General features: G+C 70.8%; 26 protein-coding genes. 21 read left to right on the forward strand and 5 right to left on the reverse strand.

What is annotated here, in order from left to right:
* Positions 1-450: 450 nt before the first annotated feature.
* Positions 451-1,209 carry a GntR family transcriptional regulator gene (locus tag ACIBQX_RS00595; RefSeq protein WP_396999220.1) on the reverse strand — a complete coding sequence of 253 codons (759 nt, stop codon included), beginning with the start codon at positions 1,207-1,209 and terminating at the stop codon, positions 451-453.
* 164 nt (positions 1,210-1,373) lie between these two features.
* Here ACIBQX_RS00595 and ACIBQX_RS00600 point away from each other — a divergent pair, with 164 nt between their 5' ends.
* The 10 genes from ACIBQX_RS00600 (at position 1,374) to ACIBQX_RS00645 (ending at position 9,154) form a co-directional block, all read left to right on the forward strand.
* Complete coding sequence (locus ACIBQX_RS00600; RefSeq protein ID WP_396999221.1) at positions 1,374-1,736, forward strand: hypothetical protein; 363 nt, start codon at positions 1,374-1,376, stop codon at positions 1,734-1,736.
* Between the two features lie 3 nt (positions 1,737-1,739).
* Positions 1,740-1,952, forward strand: coding sequence for a hypothetical protein (locus ACIBQX_RS00605; RefSeq protein WP_396999222.1), 213 nt, complete (start codon positions 1,740-1,742; stop codon positions 1,950-1,952).
* A 236-nt stretch (positions 1,953-2,188) separates the two neighbouring features.
* Positions 2,189-2,377 carry a hypothetical protein gene (locus ACIBQX_RS00610; RefSeq protein ID WP_396999223.1) on the forward strand — a complete coding sequence of 63 codons (189 nt, stop codon included), beginning with the start codon at positions 2,189-2,191 and terminating at the stop codon, positions 2,375-2,377.
* A 27-nt stretch (positions 2,378-2,404) separates the two neighbouring features.
* Entirely contained in the window at positions 2,405-2,749 is a 345-nt protein-coding gene (locus ACIBQX_RS00615; protein WP_396999224.1) for a hypothetical protein, read from the forward strand.
* Between the two features lie 26 nt (positions 2,750-2,775).
* Positions 2,776-4,563, forward strand: a complete 1,788-nt coding sequence (locus tag ACIBQX_RS00620) for a helix-turn-helix domain-containing protein (RefSeq protein ID WP_396999225.1) — start codon at positions 2,776-2,778, stop codon at positions 4,561-4,563.
* 141 nt (positions 4,564-4,704) lie between these two features.
* Positions 4,705-4,890, forward strand: a complete 186-nt coding sequence (locus ACIBQX_RS00625) for a helix-turn-helix domain-containing protein (RefSeq protein ID WP_396999226.1) — start codon at positions 4,705-4,707, stop codon at positions 4,888-4,890.
* Between the two features lie 311 nt (positions 4,891-5,201).
* Complete coding sequence (locus ACIBQX_RS00630; protein WP_396999227.1) at positions 5,202-6,329, forward strand: tyrosine-type recombinase/integrase; 1,128 nt, start codon at positions 5,202-5,204, stop codon at positions 6,327-6,329.
* 124 nt (positions 6,330-6,453) lie between these two features.
* Positions 6,454-7,044 carry a MerR family transcriptional regulator gene (locus tag ACIBQX_RS00635; RefSeq protein ID WP_396999228.1) on the forward strand — a complete coding sequence of 197 codons (591 nt, stop codon included), beginning with the start codon at positions 6,454-6,456 and terminating at the stop codon, positions 7,042-7,044.
* Positions 7,041-8,246 carry a cytochrome P450 gene (locus ACIBQX_RS00640; RefSeq protein ID WP_396999229.1) on the forward strand — a complete coding sequence of 402 codons (1,206 nt, stop codon included), beginning with the start codon at positions 7,041-7,043 and terminating at the stop codon, positions 8,244-8,246. Before ACIBQX_RS00635 ends, ACIBQX_RS00640 begins: the two co-directional genes overlap by 4 nt.
* Before the next feature lie 161 nt (positions 8,247-8,407).
* Positions 8,408-9,154 (forward strand): hypothetical protein, encoded by a 747-nt coding sequence (locus ACIBQX_RS00645; protein WP_396999230.1) that lies wholly within the window; start codon positions 8,408-8,410, stop codon positions 9,152-9,154.
* Between the two features lie 12 nt (positions 9,155-9,166).
* Here the strand turns inward: ACIBQX_RS00645 and ACIBQX_RS00650 are convergent, their stop codons facing one another.
* A complete protein-coding gene (locus ACIBQX_RS00650) occupies positions 9,167-10,060 on the reverse strand; it encodes an SMP-30/gluconolactonase/LRE family protein (protein ID WP_396999231.1) in 894 nt (297 codons plus the stop codon).
* Positions 10,061-10,142: 82 nt separating this feature from the next.
* On the opposite strand from ACIBQX_RS00650, the gene ACIBQX_RS00655 reads away from it, so the two are divergent.
* From ACIBQX_RS00655 to ACIBQX_RS00680, 6 genes are all read left to right on the forward strand, one after another.
* Positions 10,143-11,000: a polysaccharide deacetylase family protein gene (locus tag ACIBQX_RS00655; RefSeq protein ID WP_396999232.1), complete on the forward strand. Its 858-nt coding sequence runs from the start codon at positions 10,143-10,145 to the stop codon at positions 10,998-11,000.
* Positions 10,993-11,322: a GNAT family N-acetyltransferase gene (locus tag ACIBQX_RS00660; RefSeq protein WP_396999233.1), complete on the forward strand. Its 330-nt coding sequence runs from the start codon at positions 10,993-10,995 to the stop codon at positions 11,320-11,322. The genes ACIBQX_RS00655 and ACIBQX_RS00660 overlap by 8 nt, the downstream gene beginning before the upstream one ends.
* 87 nt (positions 11,323-11,409) lie before the next feature.
* A complete protein-coding gene (locus ACIBQX_RS00665) occupies positions 11,410-14,073 on the forward strand; it encodes a DUF6493 family protein (RefSeq protein WP_396999234.1) in 2,664 nt (887 codons plus the stop codon).
* Between the two features lie 85 nt (positions 14,074-14,158).
* Complete coding sequence (locus ACIBQX_RS00670; RefSeq protein WP_396999235.1) at positions 14,159-14,995, forward strand: alpha/beta fold hydrolase; 837 nt, start codon at positions 14,159-14,161, stop codon at positions 14,993-14,995.
* On the forward strand, positions 14,988-15,551 hold the full coding sequence (locus tag ACIBQX_RS00675; RefSeq protein ID WP_396999236.1) for a TetR/AcrR family transcriptional regulator: 564 nt from the start codon (positions 14,988-14,990) through the stop codon (positions 15,549-15,551). Before ACIBQX_RS00670 ends, ACIBQX_RS00675 begins: the two co-directional genes overlap by 8 nt.
* A gap of 128 nt (positions 15,552-15,679) precedes the next feature.
* Positions 15,680-17,032 carry a sensor histidine kinase gene (locus ACIBQX_RS00680; RefSeq protein ID WP_396999237.1) on the forward strand — a complete coding sequence of 451 codons (1,353 nt, stop codon included), beginning with the start codon at positions 15,680-15,682 and terminating at the stop codon, positions 17,030-17,032.
* A 33-nt stretch (positions 17,033-17,065) separates the two neighbouring features.
* Here ACIBQX_RS00680 and ACIBQX_RS00685 read toward each other — a convergent pair whose 3' ends face one another.
* Complete coding sequence (locus ACIBQX_RS00685; protein WP_396999238.1) at positions 17,066-18,295, reverse strand: MFS transporter; 1,230 nt, start codon at positions 18,293-18,295, stop codon at positions 17,066-17,068.
* A 258-nt stretch (positions 18,296-18,553) separates the two neighbouring features.
* On the opposite strand from ACIBQX_RS00685, the gene ACIBQX_RS00690 reads away from it, so the two are divergent.
* Positions 18,554-18,859: a DUF4342 domain-containing protein gene (locus ACIBQX_RS00690; RefSeq protein ID WP_396999239.1), complete on the forward strand. Its 306-nt coding sequence runs from the start codon at positions 18,554-18,556 to the stop codon at positions 18,857-18,859.
* On the opposite strand, the gene ACIBQX_RS00695 is transcribed toward ACIBQX_RS00690, so the two are convergent.
* A complete protein-coding gene (locus ACIBQX_RS00695) occupies positions 18,798-19,619 on the reverse strand; it encodes a universal stress protein (protein WP_396999240.1) in 822 nt (273 codons plus the stop codon). The genes ACIBQX_RS00690 and ACIBQX_RS00695 overlap by 62 nt on opposite strands.
* 129 nt (positions 19,620-19,748) lie before the next feature.
* Here ACIBQX_RS00695 and ACIBQX_RS00700 point away from each other — a divergent pair, with 129 nt between their 5' ends.
* Positions 19,749-20,390 carry a response regulator gene (locus ACIBQX_RS00700; RefSeq protein ID WP_396999241.1) on the forward strand — a complete coding sequence of 214 codons (642 nt, stop codon included), beginning with the start codon at positions 19,749-19,751 and terminating at the stop codon, positions 20,388-20,390.
* Positions 20,391-20,392: 2 nt separating this feature from the next.
* On the opposite strand, the gene ACIBQX_RS00705 is transcribed toward ACIBQX_RS00700, so the two are convergent.
* Positions 20,393-22,081 (reverse strand): GAF domain-containing protein, encoded by a 1,689-nt coding sequence (locus tag ACIBQX_RS00705; protein ID WP_396999242.1) that lies wholly within the window; start codon positions 22,079-22,081, stop codon positions 20,393-20,395.
* A gap of 141 nt (positions 22,082-22,222) precedes the next feature.
* Between ACIBQX_RS00705 and ACIBQX_RS00710 the strand changes: the two genes are divergently transcribed.
* The 3 genes from ACIBQX_RS00710 (at position 22,223) to ACIBQX_RS00720 (ending at position 26,757) form a co-directional block, all read left to right on the forward strand.
* The gene (locus tag ACIBQX_RS00710) at positions 22,223-22,930 is read left to right on the forward strand and encodes a CBS domain-containing protein (protein ID WP_396999243.1); all 708 of its coding nucleotides are present in this window, start codon (positions 22,223-22,225) and stop codon (positions 22,928-22,930) included.
* Positions 22,931-23,089: 159 nt separating this feature from the next.
* Positions 23,090-23,839 (forward strand): HAD family hydrolase, encoded by a 750-nt coding sequence (locus ACIBQX_RS00715; protein ID WP_396999244.1) that lies wholly within the window; start codon positions 23,090-23,092, stop codon positions 23,837-23,839.
* The gene (locus tag ACIBQX_RS00720; RefSeq protein ID WP_396999245.1) at positions 23,836-26,757 is read left to right on the forward strand and encodes a pyridoxamine 5'-phosphate oxidase family protein; all 2,922 of its coding nucleotides are present in this window, start codon (positions 23,836-23,838) and stop codon (positions 26,755-26,757) included. Before ACIBQX_RS00715 ends, ACIBQX_RS00720 begins: the two co-directional genes overlap by 4 nt.
* The last annotated feature ends 10 nt before the right edge of the window (positions 26,758-26,767 follow it).

The following is a 26,767-nucleotide window of genomic DNA, read 5'->3' on the forward strand; positions in this document are numbered from 1 at the left end:
CGGGGGCTACGAGGAGACGGCGAGAGGAGGCTACGGGCGCGCAGTTAGAGCCTGGATGGATCTCGCCGCCGGACACCACCATGTGGGAAGGGCAGCGTCATGATCGGCGACGCCGTCCGCATAGTCGCCATGTTGTGGGTCACGGGCACCGCGTTGAGCCTCCTGCCGACGCTGGAAGCCAGAGCCAGGCTCACCAGGCGCGATCCCGCGCAGATGTGCAGAGGATGCCGGGCACGCCGCCAAGCGCAGGAGCGGTCCGAACGCGAGTGGGGGAAGGTCGCGGGCGGCGCGGGGGCGGCACTCATGATCCTTGCCGCTGCAACGCTTTGGTGGGTTGTGCCCCTGCTCCCCACCCTGCGACAACTGGCAGGCTTACCACATCAGCCCCGATGTGTAGGGCGCCGTTGTGCAGCGCACTTCCGCTATGACCATCTCAACGGTGTGTAATGCCTAGCGTCCCTTGAGTCGGGTGACAGGGATGCTGTAGACCGCTTCCAGCGCGTCACCCCGCACAACGATCTCTTCCAGCGCGACCGGGCGCTTGTCCAGGGCGGCGACCCGTGTGATGTGGAGAACCGGCACTCCCGCCACCGACTTGAGCGTGTCCGCCTCGTCGGGCAGCGGCATTCGCGCCCGGACGTGCTCCTGCCATACCAGACGTCCGTGCGCGTCGAAGTGTGCGTACACCTCGGAGGGCGACGGCAGAGACGGATCGTCTGCCCATGGGGTGTCCTGCGCCACGCTGAACGGAACGATCAGACGGTGGGTCCGCATGACGCCCTCAGCGTTCTGGACTGTCAGACGGACCAGCATGGGCTCACCGGGCGGAATGCCGAGGAGTTCTGCTTGGCCCTGCATCGCGTTGATACGCACGTGAGACGGTGGCTCGACGTCCTGCCAGCCTGCCCCATCGGCATCCTCATAGGAGCCCTCCGGAGTACGGATCAAGCTCCGCTGCTCAGCACGGGCCGGACGCGCTGTGGGCGATTTGACGAACGTGCCGCGAGGGCGCTGCACCTCGACCAGGCCGGCGCTCTTCAGTTCGTTGATGGCGTTGCGGATGGTCGGGCGGGAGAGGCCGAATTCCTCGGCTAGCTGTTGCTCGGAGGGGAGCGGCTGTCCAGCAGGGAAGGTGCCGTCGAGAATGCGTTCCTTGAGGTAGTCGGCTACCTGCTTCCATCGTGAGACAGGGGCCTTGATCTCCACCATTGAGGCTCCTAGCTGGGGCTACGCGGTGCCCCGGGCTTTCCGATGCTTTATTGATAAGCACTCTTGCACAACGTACTACGTTGGCCGTAACGTTGCAAACGTTCAACGTACTACGTTGACCGTAGGACCGGTCAGCGCGGCCCCTGTGAGAGGAGCTGATCCCTATGACCACCCAACACGAGACTGATCGCCGAACCCGGGTGATCGCGGACCTGCGCAGCCTCGCTGACTACCTGGCGGCGCACCCGCAGGTACCCGTTCCGCGCTTGGGCTGCGTCAGGATGTCGGTTCACCCGTTGTACGACACCGACGCGGCCACCGAGTCTGAAGCGATCGCGGAGGTTGAGCGCGTTGCCGCTCTGCTGAACACCCCGGTCACGGTGGAGGACGGTCACCACGTCGCGACCAAGGAGTTCGGCACCGTCAGCTATGAGTTGACGGTCGTCACCGAGGAGGCGCACGCCCGCTCCCACGCGCGCAGGTCCTACGAGAACGCCATCATTCTCGATCAGGGCATGGAGCTGTGACCCATGGACATCGCCCTGCTCGTCATGTTTGCGGGAACGCTGCTGATGATCTCCGTCCTCTTGTTCTTCGCCGTACTGGTCGTCGCGATCAAGCGTGAGGACAAGGGCCACCTCCCTGACAGGGCCGCCTCTCCCACGGGGGCGATGAGCCGCCGTGTTCTGGGCACCTACGCGCACCGCTCCCACCGAGTGACCAGAGCGGAGGTGAGAATCTGATGCGAACCCTGCCGATCACGCTTCCGCTGGCGCGCGGCTGTATCTGCGGTGCCGCCGTACACCCTGGTCAGAGGCGGTGCACCAAGTGCCGCGCACGTGCCCGCTGGCATCGGCGCAAGGCGCACCACGACGGCATCTGACCGTTTGCTACCCGGCGGCATCCGGGGCGACCGCGCCGCCCCTGGAACGCACCGCCGACTCCCCATGCCCTCCCGTGAGAGGAGGTGAGGAACCTCGTGGAAGTGACTGTCCCACTGGTCGTGATTGTGGGCGTGATCGTGTTCATCTCCTGGCGCTACCTCGGCTTGCGCCTGTGGCACGCGATCATCGCGCTCATATTCGGCTTCCTGCTGGCCGCGACCACGCTCGCGCCCGGCATCCGCACCGTGATTCACGGCATCGCGAAGTGGATCACCGGCCAATGACCCCCGACCTGTAAGGAGGGATGCCTAGTGCCCAACCGTCACCCCTACCCGCATACCGATCTCCAGGAGGTTGCGAACCGCAACTACACCGCCGCTCAGCTCCTGGCGGCACTCACCCGAGACCCCCTGCCCCTGCTCCCCGTCTGGGCGCACGTGATCGCCGCCCTCGACGACATCGAAGCTCTTATCGACGAGATCAGCGGCCTACGCGCCGAACTGGCCAGCGTCCGCTACCAACGCGCCAACGCCCTAGCGGCCATGCGCGCCACCCTGGCCGCCGACCACGACGGGGATGATGACCCCCTGTACTACGTGCGCGACGAGCTGCACGCCCAAACCATTACCGATCGGCCAGCGGGTGAGGGCCGATGAGCAGGCACCGGACATCGCGTTACGAGATGCGCCGCAATGCACGCCGGATGCGCCGCTACGGCATCCAACCCGTCGCCACGGTCAATGACCTGGAGGTCGCGCCCCTGGTCATCGTCAGCATCGCACGTCTGATCTGGCGTTACCGGTCCGAACTCGCCCCGCTCATCGTCGCCGGATCTGTCCTGCTCAACGGCATGATCCTTCGCCATTGGTTTCCTGAATGGTGGCCTACCGTCCTGATCAGCACGATCGGGATGGCCAGCGCACTGGCCATCGGGGGCCGATGGGTCAACCTGCCTCGTCCGATCGAGCGCGGCTATGCCGCCTTCACCACAGCGTTCGCGGGAACGTGGCTCACGCTGGCCGCCCACTTCGGGCCCTTCACGGCACCCCTGCCCGCCGTGCTGGGCATCGGCTCGTTCGTGCTGGCCGTGCCGTGGTGGGCGCACCGGCGTAGGCGAGCCCGCGTGCGGGTAGAGCGCACGCTGGCCGCCTGGCCGGACATCGCTCAAGCCGTCGGCCTGGCCGGATCCCGCATCCAATCGGCCATGGTCGACCTCTGGGGCTACCGCGTCCGCCTCAAGCTCGGACGCGGCCAGACCGTGGAAGACGCGATCAAGCAAATGCCGGCGCTTGAATCCGCCCTGCACACCCGGCGCGGCGCGATCCGCATCCAACCCGTTCCCGAACTGGCCAACCGCGCCGACATGCGGGTAGTCGAAAAGGACCCGCACGCCGACGCGATCCCCTGGCCCGGTCCATCCATCACGTCGGTAACCCAACCCGTCAAGCTGGGCGTGTTCGAGGACGGGAGCCCCGTGCGCGTGTCGCTGAAGCGGCGGCATGGGCTGTTCGGCGGCATCGCGGGAGCGGGCAAGTCAGGTGGCGTGAACGTCCTTCTGGGCGACCTCACCGCCTGCCCCGACGCGATCATCTGGGGCATCGACCTCAAACGCGGCATGGAACTCATGCCCTGGGTATCCTGCCTCGATCGGCTCGCCACCACACCACAGGCGGCAGACGCGCTGCTGGCCGATGCCGTCGCCATCCTCGACGGCCGCGCCGATCACCTCACCCAACAGGGCTTGCGCGTCTGGGAACCTCACCCCGACGCACCCGCCCTGATCATCCTGATCGACGAGTACGCCGAACTGATCGAGGAAGCACACGGGGCAGAGCGCTACACCGACTCCATCGCGCGGCGGGGGCGTGCTCCTGCCGTGACCCTGGTAGCGGCCACGCAACGCCCCTCACAGCGCGCCATGGGCAAGGGGGCCGTGCGCTCGCAGATGGACATCCGGCTGTCCTTCCGCGTACGCGAACAACGCGACGTGGACCTCATCCTCGGACAAGGCATGCTCAAAGCCGGATGGCACGCCCACCGCCTCGACGCCCCCGGCAAGTTCCTGATCAGCGCACCGGAACACGACGTGCCCCGACGCGCACGGACCTACCTGCTGGACGATGAGGGCGTACAGCGCACTGCCGAGCGCCACGCACCCAACCGTCCCCTACTGGACGCGATCTCTGCCGCTGCCCTGGAGGCGCACGAGGCGCTGAAAACCTCCCAGAGTGCGACAAGGCCATCGCCGCGGCACGCCCGTTCCAGCGCCCCTCAGGAAGCGGACATGGCCCTCATCGCGGCCCTCGACACCGCCCCGGACGCGGGGGCGTCGGTGGGAGATCTGATCACCGCAACCGGCATGAGCCGTCCCACGCTGTACCGGCGGTTGGGTCACCTCGAACGAGAGGGCCGTGTCCGCCAGGTAAGCCGGGGGTTCTGGCGCTCACGGCGAGACAGCGACCCCAAGTAGTCGGCCACTTTCCGTAATCGTCTCAATGTCTCAGTCTCACGCGCGCCTGCACCTAAGGGGTAATAGACGCGCTGAGACGAGACAGTGAGACAAACACGGAGCGTAATTTCCTACGAAGCACAGGAGCCGCAGAGAGGGGAGGTGAGGCATCTGAAGGCGTACAAAGTCGAGGAAGTAGCCGAGCTGCTACACGTAGGGCGGGACAAGATCTATGAGCTGATCCGGACCCGTCAGCTCAAGAGCATCAAGATCGGTCGGTTGAGGCGGATCACTGATCAACATCTCGCCGACTTCATCGCATCCCTCGAACCAATCGATCAAGACTAATTCCGCAGACTGCATTGCAGTGCAATGCACCCCGGCACATACTCCGTGAACGGAACCGCATCGAACCCGAGGAGGAAGGGAGAGCGCGTTGCCGACAGAGAACTACACGCTGCGGCTGGACACGGAACGCCGGCGACAACTGCAGGAGATCGCAGAGGAGCAGGATCGAGACATGGCCTACGTCATTCGCAAGGCCATCGATGAATACATAAGTCGCCACAAGACAAAGAGTCCCGGTCGCCACGAAACCGGTGGTACGCCTCGACGGCAGACCGGGACACGGCCCGACAGAACAACGTGAAGGGAGCGTGATGGCCACCATCTACATCGGCAAGTATCAAGCGAGCATTTACCCGGAAGGCAACGGGTACACAGGAGCCCTATCACTAGGGTTCGACACACACGGCAAGCGGCAACGGATCAAGCGCAAGGGGAGGACCAAGACCGAAGTCAAGGACAAGCTCATCGAGGCAGTCGAAGAGCTGGAGTCGGGCATCAAGACGGGGGAGGGCTACACCGTCGAGGACTGCATCAACGACTGGCTTGAGAAGGGCCTCAAAGGCCGCGACCAGCAGGGCACCGTACGCAACTACCGGTCGATGGCCGTCCACCACATCCTCCCCTACATCGGCAGAGTGAAGCTCAAGAGGCTGACCGCCGATGAGCTGGACGACTGGCTGGAGGATCGAGCCGAAGTGCTCTCCACTCGGTCACTCCGTCTGATCCATCAAATCGTCCGGCGAGCAATACGCCACGCCGAAAGGAGGGACAAGGTACAACGAAACGTCGCGAACCTCGTTGACGCCCCTGAGGGACAAGAGGGCCGCCCGTCAAAAGCCCTCAATCTGGAACAAGCAAAGGCAGTTATCCGCGCCGCGCTATCCAGCCCGCTCAAGGCATACGTGATCCTGTGCCTTCTCAGCGGGCTACGAACGGAAGAGGCTCGCGCCCTCCGATGGACGGAGGTCGATCTTAAAGCAGGCACGATCGCGGTCTACCGATCGGAACGAGTGAAGGGAGAAACCAAGACACGGAAATCACGCCGAGTCCTCAAAGTCTCCAAACAGGGTCTCCGCGTCCTGAAAGAGCTGCACACGGCCAGACAAGCGGAACGCCTCGCGTCCGGCGAACGGGGAGAAGACACCGCGCACGTGTTCCGGCGCGAAGACAGAACCCCGATGAACCGCTGGTACGTCTGGCGCGAATTCCAGATCATCACAGAGGCGGCCGGCATCGGCTCGAACTGGTGCCCACGCGAACTGCGGCACAGCTTCGTGTCCCTGCTGTCCGCTCACAACGTGGCCCTTGAGGAGATCGCACGCCTCGTTGGCCACTCGTCAACGCACGTAACCGAGACCGTCTACCGGCACGAGATCCGACCAGCGCTCACAGAGGGCGCCGTCGTGATGGACAAGATCTTCAAGTCTCAAACCGGGTAGAGCACTGGCTCCCCGTTTGGCTCCCAAAGATCAATAAGACTTTCTGCACCTCCCCTGACCAGTCAGGAAGACCCGATCACCAGGGCTTGACCTTGACGCGACGTCAACGTCTTGACTGGGAGGCATGCGGATCGGAGAACTCGCCGCGCTGCTCGGGGTGTCCACCCGGACCGTGCGCCGTTACCACCGTCAGGGTGTCCTGCCGGAGCCGTCCCGCCGCGCCAACGGCTATCGCGAGTACGGCCTACGGGACGCGATCGTCCTGGCACGGGTCCGCCGCCTGGTCGAGCTCGGGCGGAGGAGGCCGGTGACCTCGTCGCGGACGATCGTCCCGTCGTCGGAGGCGGCGGCGGCGTGGGATCGTGACGTGCTGGTGCTGCTGGACGGCATGACGCCCGCACCCGACCGCGAACGCTCCTCCGCGAGGTTCGCGACGCCGGCCGCCGATCCCGCCATGACGGCCCTGGGCCACGACTTCTACCGGCGGCTGGACGAGCCGGCCGGGGCCGCGCCGGACGACGCCCGGATCGAGCCCCTGGCCTCGGCGCTCGCCGCCTACACCACCGAGCACCTGCTGACCGATCCGACGCCCGGCCCGCCGGGCTGGAGCGCCGAGTCGGTCGAACCCTTCCTCCATGAGCTCGCCCCGGCCCAGGCGGAGGTCATCCGCCAGGTGGTCCGGCTCCTCACTGACCGAAAGGTGTCCACGCCATGACGACATTGCCGTTCGACCGGCCCCACCCCATGGAACCACCGCCGGACTACGCGCCGCTGCGCGAAGCGGCGCCCGTGTCCGCCGTGCTCGCCCCGGACGGGCGGCCTGCCTGGCTGGCCACCTCCTACGACACCGTCGCGACGGTGCTGGCCGACCGCCGGTTCGGGCTGGCGCCGCCCGGCGCCGGGTATCCCGGCAACGACACCCTGTTCCAGGACGGCGAGGCTCATGCCCGGCTCCGCCGGCTGGTGTCGACGGCCTTCAGCTCCCGGAGGCTGGCCGCGCTGCGCCCGCGTGCCGAGGAACTGGCCGCCGAGCTCGTCTCGGCGATCGCCCGCACCGGCCCGCCCGCCGACCTCGTCACCGGACTCGCGGCGCCCCTGGCGATCACCATGATCGGCGAGCTGCTCGGCGTGGCGGCCGGCGCGCGCGAGCACTTCCGTGACCTGGTCGACGCGGCGAGCGGCGCCGACTTCGTCTTCGGCTCGGAGGAGGACATGGCCGCGGCCGCGCAGGCGTGGGAGGCACTCGGCGACTTCGCCGCCGCGATGGTGACCGCCAAGCGGGAGCAACCCGGGAACGACCTGCTCAGCGCCTTGATCGCGGTACGCGACACCGGCGATGGGCGGCTCAGCGACACCGAACTCGTCGCGATGACCACCACCATCGTCTCGGCGGGCTACCTGTCGGTCTGCAACGCCATCTCGACCGGTACGATCCGGCTCGCGACCGAAGGACGGCTCGCCGCACTGGCGACCTCGGCTCCCGAACGGACCGACGCGATCGTGGCGGAGGTGCTGCGCATGCAGGCCGGGCTGACCGGCGAGCCCTTCCCCCGCTACGCCCAGGAAGACCTCGACCTGGCCGGTGTCGCGATCAGCGCCGGTGACATGGTGCTGGTCCGGCTCGAAGCCGCCCACCGCGACCCCGCGCACTTCGCCGACCCCGACCGGTTCGCACCGGAGCGGCGGTCCAGCCCGTCCCTGGTGTTCGGGCACGGACTGCACTACTGCCTGGGCGCGTCCCTGGCCCGCGTGGAGGTGGCCGCCGCGCTGGGCGCCCTGGCCCGGCGGCTGCCCGGCCTCGAACTCCAGGAGGCCGTCGACCGGATCGAGTGGATCCGCAACGGGGTCGACATCGGACCCGCGGCCGTGCACGTCACCTGGTCGCCGAGCCGGCGAGCAGGAACCCGGCCAGCGTAGATGACCGGGATCGTGGCCACGTCCTGCCATACCGCCGGCGCCAGGCCGACCAGCGCACCGGGTCGCGGGATCGGTTTCGCGATGAAATACGCAGATCAGCGTACGTTCCCACTCCGTGGCACGATGGTGGGCGGGGGAAGCACTCCGGGGGGAGGAGCCGGATGGACACCACCGTCACCGAGGTCGCACCGGACATCTACCGCTTGTCGACCTTCGTCCCGGATGCCGGGATCATGTTCAACCAGTATCTGATCGACGCCGAGGAGCCCCTGCTGTTCCACACCGGCCTGCGGGCGCTGTTCCCGTCGGTGTCCGCGGCGCTGGGGCGGGTGATGCCGGTCGAGCGGCTGCGCTGGATCACTTTCGGGCATGTCGAGGCCGACGAGTGCGGGTCCATGAACGCCTGGCTCGCCGCCGCGCCTCACTCACAGGTGGCGCACGGGGTGGTGGGCTGCCTGGTGAACGTCAACGACCTGGCGGACCGGCCGCCCCGGCCGCTGGCCGACGGCGAGCTTCTGGAGCTGGGCCGGCGGCGGGTGCGGCGGATCGAGACGCCGCACGTGCCGCACGGCTGGGACGCGGGCCTGTTCTTCGAGGAGACGACGGGGACGCTGCTCTGCGGCGACCTGTTCACCGCGATGGGCGAGGCTCCGGCGCTCACCGACAAGGAGATCGTCGGCCCGGCCCTGACCGCCGAGGACGCCTACGGCGCGACCTGTCTCACTCCGGGGACCGGCCCCGCCATCCGCGCGCTGGCCGTGCTGCAGCCGGAGACGCTCTGCCTCATGCACGGCCCCGCCTACCAGGGCGACGCCGGGCAGGCGCTGCGCGACCTGGCGGGAGCGTACGACGAGCGGCTGGCCGCCGAGGGGGTCCGGCTGCACGGGCCGATCACCCCGTCGGCCTGAACGTACGGCGTGTCAGGGCCGGCCGACGCCCGGCGCGGGCGCGGGGACGACGAGCACCTGGCCGGTCCTGGGCCCGCCGAACGGGTCCGCCGGGTTCCACCGGGCGGCCATGATGAACAGCGTCCGGCGGTCCGGGCCGCCGAGCATGCAGGCGAACGGGCTGCGGTCGAGCTCGATCCGCTGCAGCACCTCGCCGCCTTCGCGGACCCGTACACAGTCGGTCTCACCGATCGAGGTCCAGATGGCGCCGTCGGCGTCGAGGCAGATGCCGTCGGGGCCGAGGCCGTCGGCCCAGACGCGGCGGTTCGACAGGCTGCCGTCGGCGGCGATGTCGAACGCGGTGAGCCGGCCGGCGAACGACTCCGAGATGATCAGCGTGCCGTTGTCGGGCGTCACCACCATCCCGTTGGGGAACTCGATGCCGTCGGCCACCTGGCGGGCCGTGCCGTCGGGGGTGATCAGCGCGATGTATCCGGGGACGAAGTCGGGCCTGTCCCGCAGCGGGACGTTCATGGCGTCGGGGCCCTCGCTCTGGAGTCGTTCGAGGAAGGCCAGGAAGTCGAAGTCGGCGCCGTTGACGTAGACGTTGCCGCGGCCGTCGACGACGATCTCGTTGAACCCGCTGGGCAGGCCGCTCAGATCGGCGTGGCCGACCAGTGACCCGTCGGGCTCCTGGCGCAGGAGACGGCCTTTGGGCTCGGCGTTCTTCGGCACGATCAGCAGGCGGCCGTCGGGCAGCCAGTCGATGGAGTGCGGGCTGATCTCCGGGTCGCGGAGGACGACCTCGCTGTCGCCGTCGAGGCCGACGGCGATGATCTCGTGCGCTCCCCAGTGGCAGAACCAGAGCCGGTCGTCGTGCCAGCGCGGCGACTCGCCGATCACCAGGTCGTTCAGCAGGACGGTCATGGGTGTGCTCCTTCGCTGGGCGGCGGTCCCTCATCCCTTAAACGAATGGCCTGCGGCCGGATCGACAGCCCATGCTGTGCTCATGGACCTCACGTCGAACGAGTTGCTTGGCTTTGCCCCAGAAGCCCGCGTGCTCATGCTCAACTGCGACGACTTCGGGATGCACCAGGCGATCAACGCCGCGGTCGTCGCCTCGATCGAGGAGGGGATCGCCGTCTCGTGCAGTCTCATGCCTCCCTGCCCGGGAGCGGCCGACGCCATGCGCCTGCTCCGGCAGCGGCCGGAGATCCCGTCCGGCATCCATCTCACGCTGACCTGTGAGATGCCCGGCCACCGGTGGGGGCCGCTGACCGCCAGGGAGAAGGTGCCCTCGCTGCTCGCCCCGGACGGCGAACTGTTCGCGGAGATCGGCGGCCTGCTCGCCCAGGCCCGGCTGGACGAGGTCGAGGTGGAGTTCCGCGCCCAGATCGAGGCCGTGCTCGCCGCCGGGCTGTCGCCGACCCATCTGGACTGGCACTGCCTGGCCGACGGCGGCCGGGAGGAGATCTTCGACCTGACCGTGGCGCTGGCCGGGGAGTACGGCCTGGCGGCGCGGGTCTGGCTGGAGCCCGGACGCGGCAAGACGCGGCGGCGCGGCCGGCCGGCCATCGACCACCCCTTCCTGGACAGCTTCTCCCTCGACCTCGACGGCAAGCAGGCCCGGTACGCCCGGATGCTGCGCGACCTGCCGCCGGGGCTCAGCGAATGGGCGGTCCATCCCGGCCTGGGCGACGCGGAGTCCCAGACGGTGGATCCGGACGGCTGGCGGGTGCGCCGTACCGACTACGAGTTCCTGACCTCCCCCGAGGCCCGCGAGCTGCTGCGGCAGGAGGAGATCACGGTGATCGGGTACGAGACCGTACAGCGGGCTTGGTTGACGGGCGGCCCCGCCGATGGATGAGGCGCGCAGGGCGACGGCGGCGGACGCCGACGAGCTGGTCCGGCTGCGGGCGGTGCTGCCGGCCCACATGAGCGGGCGGGATCCGGCCGGGGACGACTGGCGGCGGGCCGCCGCCGACATGTTCAGCGTCGCCACGGATCCGGACCAGCGGCGGCGCGGCTACTCGCGGCAGTGCGTGACGGCCCTGCTCGACTGGTACCGGGACCAGGGCATCATGGCGGTCTTCCTGCGGGCGTCGGAGGAGGGCGAGCCGCTCTACCGCTCGCTGGGCTTCACCCGCACCCCGGACCCCGCCATGCGGCTGCGGCTCCCCCAGGCCTGACGCGGGCGGCGACGACCAGGAGCTCCGGCGCGGCACGACCTACGCAAGATCGAATAATTGTCGGCGGGCGCCCCTATTGTCCCGATCATGACGAACGCATGGACGGACATCCACGCGGCGATAGACGCCGAGGACGCCGCCGCCGTCGCCGCTCTGGTCGGGGGATTCGACGAGGCCCAGCGCCGTGAGGTGGCGCGGGAGTTGCCGCGCCACCTGCCGGCGGCACGCGAGGCCGGCCGGCGCAGGGACCGGCAACGGGATCAGGAGCGCGAGGCCTGGTGGGCGGCGCTGCACGAGGAGGCGCAGCGGACGCACCGATCGATCTGGGAGATGGACGGGGTGCACGAGTACCACAACCTTCCCGTACGCGACCGCTGGATGGAGCCGATGCGAGTCGCGGGAGCGGGCGTCATCCCGGGTGCCGCGGCCGTCGTGACCTGGCTCAACAGGCGCGACTTCGAGCGCGGCTGGGAGACTCCGGAGATCGACGACGTCCCGCTGATCCTTCAGGTCGTGGCGGCCCGGCCCGCCGCCTGGCGGGAGGACCTCGCCGTACGGCTGGCGGCGCGCTTGCGGAGCCTGCGGCCCGAGCCCGATCGGCGGGCGCGACTAGCCCTGGAGCTGCTGCGTGTCACCGGAGCCGCGCCGCCCGAGCACGACCCGCTCACGCTCGCCTGGATCGCCGCCACCCCAGTCGAGCGGCTGGCGGATGATCCACTGCTGGAGGTGATGGCGCCCAGGCTGTTCGAGGCGGAGGGCGTGGGCAGGTTCCTGCGTGCCGACCAGGACCTGCCCGCCGCCCTGGCCGAGCTGGCCGAGCCGGCCGGTGGCGGCAGAGTGCGGCGCGAGATGCTGCTCACCGGGTGCCGCAGCCGGTTCCTGCGCGGCGGTCAGGCGGCCGACCAGCGTTTCTTCCTGCGCCTGCACGAGCTGCTCGACCCGGCCGAGGAGGAGGTCGCCCCGCATCAGCGTGACTACCTGGCCTTGCTCGCCACCGCACCGGCTAACGTCGCCGACCTGGCGCTCAAGCAGGTCCGCCGTACTGGTCCGGTGCCGCCTGACCAGGCGGGTGAAGCCGTCGAGGGGCTGCTGTTCCGCAGTGAGGGCAAGCTGGTACGGGCCGGGCTGGCCTGGCTCGACCGGCTGCTGAAGGATCCGGTCGGCGACCTGGACGCCTACGCCGCCGCCCTGGGCACCGCGCTGGTGTGCGAGTCGGGTGACGCCCGTGAGCGCGCCGTGCGGCTGGCGGTCAAGCACGCGGGACGGTTCGGTCCGCTCGGGGCCGAGACGATCAGGGACGCCGTCGCGATGCTGCCCGCGCGGCAGGGCGCGGACCTGGCGGCGGCGTTCGGCGGTACGGCCGCGATCGAGCCGGAGCCCGCGCCTTTCCGTCCCCCGCCGCTCCCGCCGGTGCCGGAACCGGGGCGGATGCCGCCGCCGACGCGGCAGCCGGAGACACTGGCACGACTCCGGCTCTTCGCGTCCGACTGGCTGAGCGCCGAGATCTGGCTGGAGGGCTTCGTCCACCTGGCGGCTCAGCCGGACCGTGCACGACTGGCCACCGCCCTCGCGCCGTTGGCGGCGCGTTGCGGAGACGACCAGTATCGGAGCAGACCGTGGTGGTCGCTCACCGAATGGGCCACGGCGATGGCCAGGGAGCTGGTCCAGCCCGGCGCCGAGCGCACCGCTCGTCAGCACGGCGCTCCCAGCGTCGCCGAACGCGTTCCCGTCACGGTTCAGGGCTCGACCGGGAAGCTCATGCCGCTCGCTCGCTTCGCGGAGGTCTACCAGGCGCAGCTGGCCGGGCGGCTGCCCCCGTACCTGCTCAGCACGCCCACCCACGCCGGCGGCCTGCTCGACGCGGAGACGCTGGTGGAGCGGGTGGCGGGATACGAGCGTGCGGGCGTGCCGGCGTTGCCGCTGGACCTGCGGCAGGCGCTGCTGCGGCTGCGCCGGACCGTCACCGGGGAGGTGGCCGCGCGGGCGGCGAGCCTCACCGGGGAGGCGGGGCGCACGGTCGCCAGGTGGCTGACCGAGCGGCCCGCCGAGCCGCGGGTGACGCTGCGCTGGACGGCTCACGATCGCGACATCCGAATCTCCGCCGAGTACGTGGCGGAGCCGGAGTATGCGGAGCTGCTGGGTGATCTTCTCGACTTCCGCCATCAGGACGAGTCCTGCGAAGAGCTGCTCGCCGTCTTCGCCGGGCATCGGGAGCTGGCCGCGGCCCGCTGCGTGTACGCGCTGAAGTCGTCCTGGCCGTTGGCCAGAGCCTCGATCGAGGATCTCGACCGGCTGGTCGCCGCCGAAGGGCCCGCCGGTCCCGGCGTGGCGCTGCTGCTGGCCCACTACCTGCTCGACGGGCCCGACGGCGGGGGCGTAGGACCGCTGCTGCGCCTGGCCGCCACGGGTGGCCTGCCCGGCGTGGAGCTCGGCAGGCAGCTGGCCACCCTGCTCCTGCGCGGCGAGGACCGCCCGGCCGACGTCTTCGCCGCGTTGCGGGTGGCGGCGGAGCAGGGCGCGCACCAGGAGGTCTGGCAGGTGATGACCGGACTGTTGCCCGCCTACCTGCCAGGGCCGGGCGGGCGGGCCACGACCGCGCATACCCGGCTGATGACGCTCGCGGCCGACGTGGCGGAGTGGGCGGGCGCGCGGGGCGAGCTGCCGGAGGTCGCGGAGCCGGCCGGCCGGGCACGCGACAGCGAGCTGGTACGGCAGGCGCGCCGCCTGCACGGACAGCTCACCCGTCCCTGAGATCGACGCCGGGCGTCTGGGGCGGCTTGCCAACAGCGGCTAATGGCATTAGCTTGATGGCTATCAATCATTCCTGGAGGCGGACATGACGGCGTTTCTTGAGGTCGACGGCGGGCGGCTCGGCTACGAGGTGTCGGGTGAAGGGCCGCTCGTCGTGCTGGTCCATGGCATGGGCGACAGCAGGCGGGCCTACCGCTTCCTGATCCCCCGGCTGGTGACGGCCGGATACCGGGTGGCGAACCTGGACCTGCGCGGTCACGGCGACTCCACCACCGGCTGGCCCTCCTACACCCGCACCGACACGGCCGGCGACATCCTGGCGCTGATCCGCCGGCTGGGGGGTCCGGCCGTGGTCGTGGGCCACTCGTTCGCGGGCGGCTCCGCCACCATCGCGGCGGCGCGGGAGCCCGAGCTGGTCAGCGCCGTCGTGGAGATCGGCCCGTTCACCCGGGCGCAGCAAACCGATCTCGGCGGCCTGCTGCGCAACCCCCGCTATCGCAAGGGCATGCTGCGGCTCATGGGCACCGCCCTGTTCCGCAGCGTCGGGATGTGGAAGAGCTACCTGGCCCACGCCTATCCGGGGGCCAAGCCGGCCGACTTCGCCGACTACCTCAGCACGCTGGAGGGCGAGCTGCGCGGGCCCGGCCGGATGGCCGTGGTCACCAAGATGGGTATGTCCGCCCCCACCGACGCGGGCGCCCTGCTCGGCCGGGTCTCCTGCCCCGCCCTGGTCCTCATGGGCTCCTTGGACCCCGACTGGAACGACCCCCGGGCCGAGGCGGACGGCGTCGTCGCGGGCATGCCGGCGGGGATCGGCAGGGTCGTGCTGATCGAAGGCGCCGGCCACTACCCGCACGCGCAGTTCCCCGACGACGTCGCCACCGCGATGCTGCGGTTCCTCAAGGAGCGGAGCCTTGGCTAGAGCGATGCTGTCTCCCGCGGCGGTCGTCGATCACGCGCTGCGGATCGTCGACGAGGAGGGGGCCGGCGCGCTGACCCTGTCCGCAGTCGCCGGGCGCGCGGCGGTCGCGCCGCCGTCGCTCTACAAGCATGTACGCAGCCTCGCCGAGCTGCGCGCCCTGGTCTCCGGACGGATCATGGAGGAGATCGAGAGCCTGGCGAGCGAGGCCGTGCTCGGCCGTTCGGGCGACGACGCGCTCCGCGCCCTCATGCGCGCCTGGCGCTCGTACGTCACCCGGCACCCGCACCGCTACTCGGCGATGCTCCAGTCTCCGGAACCGGCCACGGCCGCGGCGGGCGAGCGGCTGGTGAACGTCATGCTCGCCGCGTTGCGCGCGTACGACCTGGAAGGGGCGGAGGCGATCCACGCGGCGCGCTGCCTGCGCGCGGCCGTCCACGGGTTCGGGGTCCTGGAGGCGGCGGGCGCCTTCCAGCGGCGTGAGGAGCTCGACGAGAGCTACGACCTGCTGATCCACATGGTCATCTCCGGCCTCCGCTCCCCCCGGCCGGCCGGTTGACGGCTTCACCCGAGCCGTGCCAGGCGGGGTGCTCGCATGGTCTTGGTTCACAGTTGGTGGTGTCTTACCTCGCCATCGCCGCAGGATCGCCCGACGCGCACCTAACGTGATCAGGTGGGCGGAGAGGCATGGTGAGCTTGAGGCGCGACCTGTCCGTGCGGGCTCGGATGACACTGCTGTCCAGTGTCGTCATGGCGTTGCTGTGCACGACGCTGTCCGGGGTCATCCTGGTGAGCGCCCACGACCATGCCACCGGTGACCAGACGAATCGGATTCTCCTCGCGGACGTGCACGTCATCCGCCAGATCCTGCGGAACCCGACCCCTTCCGTGCTCCCCGACCACAGGATCGCCGTCATCCAGGTGGTCGCCCCGGACGGCCGGATCGTGGCGGCGAACGCGCGGATGCGCGGCAGACCCCGGGTGGCCTCCTTCTCCCCGCCCGGACAGAGCGTACGAGCGGACCACGTCATCTGCGACCTGCCGGACTTTCCGCACACCTGCCTGACGGTCGTGGCCATGAAGATCGACCGGCCTGGGGGCGAGTGGCTGGTCTACGGCGCCGATCCCGTCGTCCCCTGGTACGTCGATCACTCGCTGCTGGCGGCGGTCCTCGTCGGGTCCGTGCTGCTGATCGGCGCCACGGCGATCGGCGCCTACCGCACGGTCAGCAGGACCCTGGACCCCGTGGAAGCCATCAGTGCGGAGCTGGCCGAGATCACCTCGACCGATCTGGGCCGCCGCGTGCCCGTGCCCGAGCACCGGGACGAGATCTGGACGCTGGCCGACACCGCGAACCGGACCCTCGACCGGCTGGAGGCGGCGGTCGAGCAGCAGCGGCGGTTCGCCTCCGACGCCTCGCACGATCTGCGCAGCCCCATCACCGCCATCCGCACCCAGCTGGAGGAGTCCCTGATGCACCCGGATCAGGCGCACTGGTCCTCGACCGCGCAGGCGCTGCTGACCAGCATCGACCGGCTGGAGGCGATCGTCGGCGACCTGCTCACGCTCGCTCGCCTGGAGTCCGGGGCCGAGCGCGCGGACGACCGCCTGGACCTGAGCGAGCTGGTCAGGTCCGAGCTGCGGCGCCGCGCTCCCATGAAGGGCGTGCACACCGACCTCCAGCCGGGCGTGCTCGTGTGCGGGGACAGGCTGGAGCTCGCCCGGCTGCTCACCAACCTCATGGACAACGCCGCCCGCCACGCCGCCTCCACCGTGACGATCTCGACCCGGCGTGAGGGCGACGTGGCGGTGCTCGACGTGACCGACGACGGCCTCGGCATCCCTCCCGACCAGCGGGAGATCGTGTTCCAGCGCTTCGCCCGGCTGGACGCGGCCCGCAACAAGGACCAGGGCGGCACGGGACTGGGGCTGGCGATCGCCAGAGAAACCGCCCACCGGCACGGCGGCGACCTGACCGTCGAAGACTCGGAGCGCGGCGCGCGCCTCGTCCTCCGCATCCCCCTGGCCCCCTCCCGCTGAGCGCCGCTCGGCGGGACAGCGCCGTCCCGGCCTTCAGGGACGCTCGGCGGGGGTGAGGGCGGCGGTGCGGACGTCGCGGTTCGCGGTGGCGAAGAGGGCCAGCAGGGCGAGCCAGCCGCCCAGCGCGAGTGTCGTGGCCTGCGGCCCGATGGCGGCGATCATGGCCCCGCCCAGCATGGTGCCGATCGACAGCGCGCCCATGGTGAGGGTCTGCACGGCGGCGGAGGTACGGCCACGTAGCGGCTCGGGGGTGACGGTGAGCCGGTGGGTGCCGATGGCCACCGAGCAGATCGGCGCGATCACGGATTCGGCAGCGGCGACCAGGCCGAGCAGCAGCGGGCCGGGGGCGGCGGCGTACAGGGGGAACACCAGGGCCTCCACCCACAGCATGGTCACCGCGATCCCGCCCAGCGGGAAGCGGCGCGTGACCCGGTCGGCGAGGAGCGATCCGGCCAGGGCGCCCACCGCCGCGCCGCTGAAGATCAGCCCGATCTGTGCCGGGCTCGCCCCGACCCCCTGGGCGAGGGTGACGATGACCAGGTATCCGGCGCCGTACCTGAGGTTGTCTCCGGTCTGGACGAGGGCCAGCAGGCGGATCACGGGCTGCCGCCACAGCCAGCCGAGGCCTTCGCGGATCTCGGCGGTGACCCGGCCGGCGGGTGCGGCGGGTGCGGCGGCAGGCCGCTCCCCCTGGAACGGCGCGCGCATCAGGCGGAGGGTCGCCGCGGAGGCGACGAACGAGACGGCGTTCACCACGAACGGCACCGTCCGGCCGAGTCCGTGGACGAGGGCGGCGATCGAGGCGCCGCCCACGCGCAGCGTGTTGAGCACGCCCTGGGTGACGCCGAGCGCGCGGGAGAGCCGGTCAGGGCCGACGATGCTCGGCAGGGCCGCCGCGCCGGCCGCTTCGAAGAGGGTGGTCAGCACCCCGGCCAGGGCGGCGACCGCGTACAGATGGGGCAGCGTGAGCCGATCCAGCCACAGCGCGACGGCGACGCTGCCGGCGAGGGCGGCGCGGCCGAGCTCGCACCAGATCATGGTGCGCCTGCGGTCCCAGCGGTCCGCGAGCGCGCCCGCGACCAGGCCGAACAGCAGGTAGGAGACGGTGTTGAGGCCGAGGACGAAGCCGCTCTGCCCGGACGAGCCGGTCATCGCCAGCACGAGCAGCAGGAAGGCGAAGTCCTGGATCTGATCGCCGGCGTAGGAGATGACGCGGCCGGAAAGAAGCAGGATGAAGTTTCTGTCCCGTCGAAGGGGAATCATGCGGTGACGCTCCGTTAGCGAATGCGGACACAAGGATCTGGATGCCTCGTGCCGGGCGCTATTCGATCGGAGCGGTGCGCATGGCGCGCAGATTAGCAGCGTGCGTTCGCGGGCCGCATCTGGGTTTCCGGGGCGGATCTACCTGCCGCTGTGGGATCCGGGCGAGTTCTTCACGACCCGGAGGCGGCTGATCACGGTCACGGCCCCGGCCGGAGGGAAGCCTCAACCAGAGGTAGCCCGATGAGAGGAACGCCGGACATGACCGTCACCAGGGAAGAGACCAAGGTACGCGGCCCGGAGCTGGCCGAGAGGGTGAAGAAGCTGATCCACGAGGGGAACGTCCGCCGGATCATCGTCAAGGACTCCCGCGGGCACACCGTGATGGAGGTGCCGGTCACCGTCGGCGTGGGCGCGTTCATCCTGGCGCCGGTCATCACCGCCGTCAGCGCGCTGGCGGCGCTGGCGGCGGAGTGGAACATCCAGATCGACAGGACCGACGACGTCAGCGGCGAGTCCGGATCACCGCCAGCGGGCACGGCGAGCGCTGGAGCAGGGCCTGGCTGACCGAGCCGAGCACCAGACCGGCGAACGCGCCGCGCCCGCGAGACCCGACCACCAGCAGGTCCGCGCCCGTCGCGGCCTGTCTCAGCGCTTCCACCGGGTGCCCCTGCACGATCTCCTCGACCACGTCCACGCCGGGGTGGCGTTCGCGGCGCCCGGCGAGGGCCTCCCGCACCACCAGCCGCTCGTCGCCCTCGTCGACGGGCTCCGGCCCCGGCCAGGTCCAGGCGTACACCACCCGCACGCGGGTGCCGCGCAACTCCGCCTCGGCGAACGCGAAGTCCAGCACGCCCGGTGAGGCGGACGACCCGTCGACGCCCGCCACGATCTCGCCGCGCGGCAGCGACGGCAGCTCGCTCACCAGCACCACGTCGCAGGCCGCGCGCCCGGTCACGCCGTGGGCGACGGAGCCGACCAGCATGCCGCGCACGCCGCCGAGCCCGTGACTGCCGAGGACCAGCAGATCGGCGCCCTCGCTCGCGCCGATCAGGGCGGCGCGCGGGTCGCCGGGCAGCAGGGCCGTCTCCACGGTGAGCCGGGGCCGCTCGGCGCGGGCGCGGTCCTCGGCCGTCGCCAGCACGGACTGGCCGCCCTGCCGCATCCACCTGGCCACCTCGGCGTAGCGGCCGGTCTCGGTGTCGGCCGCCCACTCGGTGATGACGTGCACGATCCGCAGGGGCACCTCGCGCAGCGCCGCCTCCCTGGCGGCCCATGCCACGGCCTCCAGACCCGCCCGTGATCCGTCGACTCCCACTACGATCATGCGCCTGCCCTCTTTCCTCGGTGTTCGAGAGCCTATGCCCCGGAGATCCGGGCCCATCAGCCGGACGGCCCCGGCCGAAAGGACTTTGGTCTCTTCCCCCGGCGTGACCCCGGTGACTACGGTCGGAACATGATTCGCGTGTTCCTCGTCGACGATCACGAGGTGGTCCGCCGGGGCGTCGCCGCCCTGCTGGACTCGGAGGACGACATAGAGGTCGTCGGCGAGGCGGGCACCGCGGAGTCCGCGACCGCTCGCATCCCCGCCCTCAGACCGGACGTGGCGGTGCTCGACGTACGGCTGCCCGACGGCAACGGGGTGGACGTGTGCCGCGAGGCGCGCTCCAAGGTGCCGGGCCTGGCCTGCCTGATGCTCACCTCCTACGCCGACGACGAGGCGCTGTTCAACGCGGTGATGGCCGGCGCGGCCGGTTACGTGCTCAAGCAGATCCACGGCTCGGACCTGGTCGGCGCGGTCCGCACGGTGGCCTCCGGCCAGTCGCTGCTCGACCCGCAGACCACCGCCTCGATGCTGCAGCGGCTGCGGGACCGGGCGGCCAGGCAGGACCCGCTGGCCGCGCTGTCGGACCAGGAGCGGAACATCCTCGACCTGATCGGCGAGGGGCTGACGAACCGGCAGATCGGCGAGCGGATGTTCCTGGCCGAGAAGACGGTCAAGAACTACGTGTCCAACCTGCTGTCCAAGCTGAACATGCAGCGCCGTACCCAGGCGGCGGCCCTGTCGGCGCGGCTGCGCGCGGACCGGAACGACTGAGGTCAGAGCGGGACGACCCAGCTGAGCACGGTGCCTCCCGCCTCGGCAGAGGTGACGTCGAAGGAGCCGCCCAGCCCGGTCGCCCGCTTCTCCAGGTTGCGCAGCCCGCTGCGCCTGCCTTCGCGGGGCAGCCCCACGCCGTCGTCCCGGACGGTCAGCGCGAGCTCGTCGCGCGACACCTCCACCGCCACGTCCGCCTTGGCCGCCTTGGCGTGGCGCACGACGTTGGACAGCGCCTCGCGCAGGACGGCCAGCAGGTGCTCGGCGATCTCGTCGGGCACCCGGTTGTCCAGCTGGCCCTCCATCCGCAGGCCGGGCATGAAACCCAGGTGGCCGCGGGCGGACTCGACCAGGTCGACGATCTGGGAGCGCAGGCCGGGCCCGGCCGGGCCCGAGGGGCTCTGCAGGGCGAAGATGGTCGAGCGGATCTGCCGGATGGTCTCGTCGAGCTCGTTGATGGCGTGCTGCAGCCGGTTGGACGCCTCCGGCCGGTCCACCAGCCGCACCGCGCTCATGAGGGTCATGGCGATGGCGAACAGGCGCTGGATGACCACGTCGTGCAGGTCCTTGGCGATGCGGTCGCGGTCTTCGAGCAGGCCGAGCCGTTCGGCGTCGCGGCGGGTCTCGGCCAGCTCCAGCGCGATGGCCGCCTGACCGGCGAACGCCTCCAGCATGCGCAGGTCGCCGCCGCTGAAGGGCAGCCGGCCGGACCGCTTGGCCAGAGCCAGCACGCCGCGCACGGTGGCGCCGGAGCCGAGCGGGATGAGCAGCTCGGGACCGTAGCCGAGGTCCCGCAGCGGGCAGTCACCGTCGTGCAGCTCGTCCGCCGAAGCGGCCCGGCCGCTGGTGAACACCCGCCCGGCCGCCGTCGCCCGCAGGTCGAAGGTGAGCTCGGTCGTCTCGTCACCGCACTCGCCCTCGGCGAAGTCCACGCCCAGCACCCCGCCGCTCTCCTCCGGCAGCAGCACCTGTACAAGATCGGCGTCGGTCATCTGCTGGGCGCGGCGGGCCATCATGGTGAGCACCTGGTGCGGTGCGGCGCCGGACAGCAGGCTGGTGGTGATCTCGGCGGAGGCCTGCAGCCACTTCTCGCGCCGGCGGGTCTCCTCGTACAGGCGGGCGTTCTCGACCGCGACCCCGGCCGCGGTGGCCAGCGCGATGACGATGGCCTCGTCCTCCTCGTCGAACTCTCCCCCGCCGCGCTTCTCCGTCAGATAGAGGTTGCCGAAGACCTCGTCGCGCACCCTGATGGGCACGCCGAGGAAGGTGCCCATCGGCGGGTGTCCGGGCGGGAAGCCGTAGGACTCGGGGTGATCGGAGATGCGGCCCATGCGCAGCGGCCGCGCGTCCTTGATCAGCAGGCCGAGCAGGCCGAGCCCGTGCGGCCAGTGCTCGATCCCGGCGATCTCCTCCTCGCTCAGCCCCACCGGGATGAACTGCACGAGCGTGCTCTCCTGCCCGACCACGCCCAGCGCGCCGTAACTGGCGTCGACGAGCTTGGTGGCGGTCTCCACGATGCGGCGCAGCACGGTCTCCAGGTCGAGGTCGCTGCCCACCGAGACCACGGCCTCGAGCAGGGCGTGCACCCGATCCCGGGTCGCCAGCACGGTGTTCAGCCGGACCTGCAGCTCGGCCAGCAGGTCGTCGAGCCGCATCTGGGGGATCAGCGGACTCTGCTCGCTCTCCGTCATACGGACAAGTCTCGCACCCGCCCATGCCGCCACCCCATGCTGATCGTGACCATCCCATGGGGTGGACGCGCCCCTGTCGAGGGACGCGGGGGGCAGTACCGGCAGAGAAGGATCATTGGCGCAGGCACTTCGGGAGCAGCCATGAGCATGACCGTGCGAGACGTGATGACCACCGACGTGGCCTCCGTCCACCAGGACGCCTCCTTCCACGTCGTGGCCGAGTTGCTGATCGACAGGGGCGTCAGTGGCGTCCCTGTGGTGGACGACGACGACCGGGTCCAGGGGGTCGTCTCGGAGGCCGACCTGCTGGCGAAGGAGGAGTTCAAGGAGCGCTACTACGGCGACGACTACCGCCCGCCGCTGCGCGCCCGGCTACGGCACGCCTTCGGCGGTGAGGGCAGCGGCTTCTACAAGGCGAAGGGAGAGACCGCGGGCCAGCTGATGAGCGCGCCGGCCCACGTCATCACACCCGACGCGAGCGTCGTCCAGGCGGCCAGGCTGATGGACTCCCGTGGCGTCAAGCGGCTGCCGGTCGTGGACGCCGACGGCAGGCTCGTCGGCATCGTCAGCCGGCTGGACCTGATCAGGGTGTTCGTCCGCGACGACGAGGAGATCAGGAGCCAGGTGATGGAGAGCGTGGCTGACACCGCCGTGTGGAGCCCTCCGGACGCCGTCACCGTCCGCGTGTCCGACGGCGTCGTCATCCTGTCGGGCGTCGTCACCAGGCACACCGAGGCCATCGCCGTCGCCCGCATGGCGGCCAACGTCGACGGCGTCGTGGCGGTGCGCGACAAGCTCGCCTGGAAGCACGACGACGTGGTCGACATCCCCGTCTGGGGCGGCGCGTAGGCCCGGACGGTCAGGCCGGTCCTCGACCTGGATCGCCGGTGTCTGGTTCCCGGCTCCATCGGACCGCGGCCCGCGCGGGCACGGGCAGGGCCGGAGGTCCCGTCAAGGTGGGTCCGACGACCGTGGATGGCCGGGGATCGCCTGGGTAGCGTCCCTTCCATGGCCGCCATCGATCTGTCCAGCCTGCGCGCCGTGGTGTTCGACACCGACGGCGTGGTCACCGACACGGCACGGGTGCACGCGGCCGCCTGGAAGCACACGTTCGACACCTTCCTGCGCGGTCGTTCCGCACCGTTCGACATCCGAGCCGACTACCTGCGTCACGTGGACGGGCGGCCCCGCCTGGACGGTGTGCGCACCTTCCTCGCCTCCCGCGGCATCTGCCTGCCGGAGGGCGGGACGGACGACGAGCCGGGCGCGCCGACCGTGCACGGGCTCGGCATGGTCAAGGACGAGCTGTTCGTGCGGCAGATCGCCGAGCACGGGGTGGCCGCCTTCCCCTCGACGGTCGCGCTGCTGCACGAGCTGCGCCGCCGCGGCTGCCGCACCGCCGTGGTGTCGGCGAGCCGCCACTGCCACGCCGTCATCTCCTCCTCGGGCCTGATCCACCTGTTCGACGCGCTGGTCGACGGGAACGACGCGGCCCGGCTCGGCCTGCCGGGCAAGCCCGACCCGGCGCTGTTCGCGGAGGCCGCGCGAAGGCTGGGGGTGCCCGCCGTCGAGGTGGCGATCGTGGAGGACGCCCTGCCCGGCGTGGAGGCCGGTCGCCGGGGCGGCTTCGGGTTCGTGGTGGCGGTGGACCGTTCGCGGACGCAGGCGGCGGCGATGATCGCCGCCGGAGCCGACGCCGTCGTCACCGACCTGGCGGAGCTGTCGGTCACCGGACGGGTTCCCGTGGGACCGCGATGAACGCCTGGACCCTGTCCTACGACGGCTTCGACCCCGGCTCCGAGAGCCTCCGGGAGGCGCTGTGCACGCTCGGCAACGGCCGGTTCGCCACCCGCGGAGCCACCCCTGACGGGCTGGTGCGCGCCCCCGGCACCTACGCCGCCGGCTGTTATGACCGGCTGACCTCGCCGATCGCCGGCCGGACGGTGACCAACGAGGACCTCGTCAACCTGCCCGACTGGCTGCCGCTGACCTTCGCCACGCCCGGCTGCGACTTCTTCCGTCCCGAGCGGCCCGGCCTGTTGGACTACCGGCAGGAGCTCGACCTGCGCCACGGGGTGCTGCGGCGCACGCTGCGCCGGCGTGACGAGGCGGGCCGCGTCACCCGGGTCAGCCAGCGGCGGCTGGTGTCCATGGCCGATCCCCTGCTGGCGGCGCTGGAGACCACCTTCACCGCCGAGAACTGGTCCGGCCCGCTGCGGGTGCGCGCCGCCCTGCACGGCGACGTCGCCAACCGGGGCGTGGCCCGCTACCGGGACCTGCGCGGCGACCATCTGACCGGGCACGCCACCGGCACGTGCGACGGCCTCACCTGGCTCACCGCGCTGACCCGCTCCGCGCGGATCACCGTCGCGCTGGCGGCCCGCATGGACGCGCCGGGGCGGGCGGAGGTGACCGCCGAACGGACCGTCATCACCTCCGACCTGGTGCTCGATCTCGTCCAGGAGGAGCCGGAGACGGTGGCGAAGGTGGTGGCGCTGGTCACCTCGCGCGACCACGCCATCCATGACCCGTGCTCCGCCGCCCTGCGTCAGGCCCGGCTCGCCCCCGGCTTCGACCGGCTCCTGGCCCGGCACGCCGCCGCGTGGGAGGGCCTGTGGCAGCGGGCCCGGATGGACTTCACCGACCCGGAGCTCGCCCGGATCGTCCACCTGCACATCTTCCACCTGCTGCAGACGCTGTCCCCGCACACCGCCGACCTCGACGTCGGGGTGCCCGCCCGGGGATTGCACGGCGAGGCGTACCGCGGGCACGTGTTCTGGGACGAGCTGTTCGTGCTGCCGTGGCTGAACCTGCGCTTCCCCGAGATCTCCGTCGGCCCGCTGCGCTACCGGTGGCGGCGCCTGCCGGAGGCCAGGGCCGCCGCCCGCGCCGAGGGGTTCGACGGCGCGATGTTCCCCTGGCAGAGCGGCAGCGACGGACGTGAGGAGACGCAGACCCTGCACCTCAACCCGGCCTCGGGCCGCTGGCTGCCGGACACCTCCCACCTGCAGCGGCACGTCGGCCTGGCCATCGCCTACAACGTGTGGCAGCACCGCCTGGCCACCGGCTCCTCGCCGCCGTGGTGCGTGGAGATGCTGATCGACATCGCGCGGTTCTTCGCCTCGCTCGCCGTCCTCGACGAGGCTTCGGGCCGGTACGAGATCCGCGGCGTGATGGGGCCCGACGAGTACCACACCGGCTATCCGGGCGCTTCCTCCCCCGGCCTGGACAACAACGCCTACACCAACGTCATGACCGTCTGGCTGCTGACGCGTGCCCTGGAGCTGCGTCACCTGGCGACCGGCGTGGCCGAGCACGAGGCCGGGCGCTGGGAGGACATCAGCCGGCGCATGCGGGTCGACTTCCACGACGGCGTGATCAGCCAGTTCAGCGGCTACGCGGACCTGGCAGAGCTGGACTGGGAGCGCTACCGGGGGGTGCGCAGGCTGGACCGGGCCCTGGAGGCGCACGGCGACGACGTCAACCGCTACAAGGCCGCCAAGCAGGCCGACACGCTGATGCTGTGCTACCTGTTCGGCCCCGGTGAGCTGCACGCGATCCTCGACCGGCTCGGCTACCCGGCCAAGCCGGACCTGATCCCGCGCACGATCCACTACTACCTGGAGCGGACCAGCCACGGCTCCACGCTCAGCGCCGTCGTGCACTCCCAGGTGCTGGCCGGCGCCGGTCACGAGCAGTTCGGGAAGCTGTTCGGCGAGGCGCTGATGAGCGACATCAGGGACGTGCAGGGCGGCACCACGCAGGAGGGCGTCCATCTCGGCGCCATGGCCGGCACGCTCGAACTGCTCCAGCGCCGCTACCTGGGCCTGGAGCTGCGGGGTGACGGCCTCTGGGTGGATCCGACGCTGCCGGACCGGTGCGGCGCCGTGGCGCTGAACCTCCAGGTGCGCGGGGTGCCGTACGTGATCGAAGCCCGCGACGGCGAGGTGGTCGTGGACGGCGAGACAGCGACGCGTGGCAGGAGCCGCATCGTCACCTTCGAACAAGGGGGAATGAACATGACCGGCACCGGCGATCTCGGGCGCCGCATCGCCTATCACCGCGAGCGCCTCGGACTCACCCGCGACCAGGTCGCCGAACGGGCGGCCGTCTCTCCCGGCTACGTCGAATACCTGGAGGAGAGCATCGGCAGTCCCAGCACCGACGCCGTCGCCCGCCTCGCCGGAGCGCTGGAGACGACGGTCGACGAGTTGCTCGGCGGCGCCGTCGACCGTCCTCCGGGGCGCGGCCCCGCGGCGGCGGCGCCGGTGCTGGAGAAGCTGGACGAACAGGAGTGCCTGCGCCTGATCGCGCCGGGCGGCATCGGCCGGGTGGCGTTCAACGGCTCGCACGGCCCCACGGTGCTGCCCGTCAACTTCAAGCTGCACGAGGGCGCCATCCTGTTCCGCACCGCCGTGGGCGGCCCGATGGATCAGGACCTGCGCACCGGCGTCCAAGGAGTGGAGATCAAGGTGGGCTTCGAGGTGGACCGGATCGACGAGGCACAGCGCGACGGCTGGAGCGTCCTCGTACAGGGCCCGGCGCACCACGTGTCGCCGGAGGAGGCGGCCGCGCTGACCGGCTCGGACGTGAGCCCGTGGGCGGGCGGCGACCGCCGGCTGTACGTCCGCATCATCCCGTCGCAGATCACCGGCCGCCGCATCCACGGCCTGTGACCCCGTACGG

This window comes from Nonomuraea sp. NPDC049714, from assembly GCF_044465295.1.
Taxonomy (GTDB): Bacteria; Actinomycetota; Actinomycetes; order Streptosporangiales; family Streptosporangiaceae; genus Nonomuraea.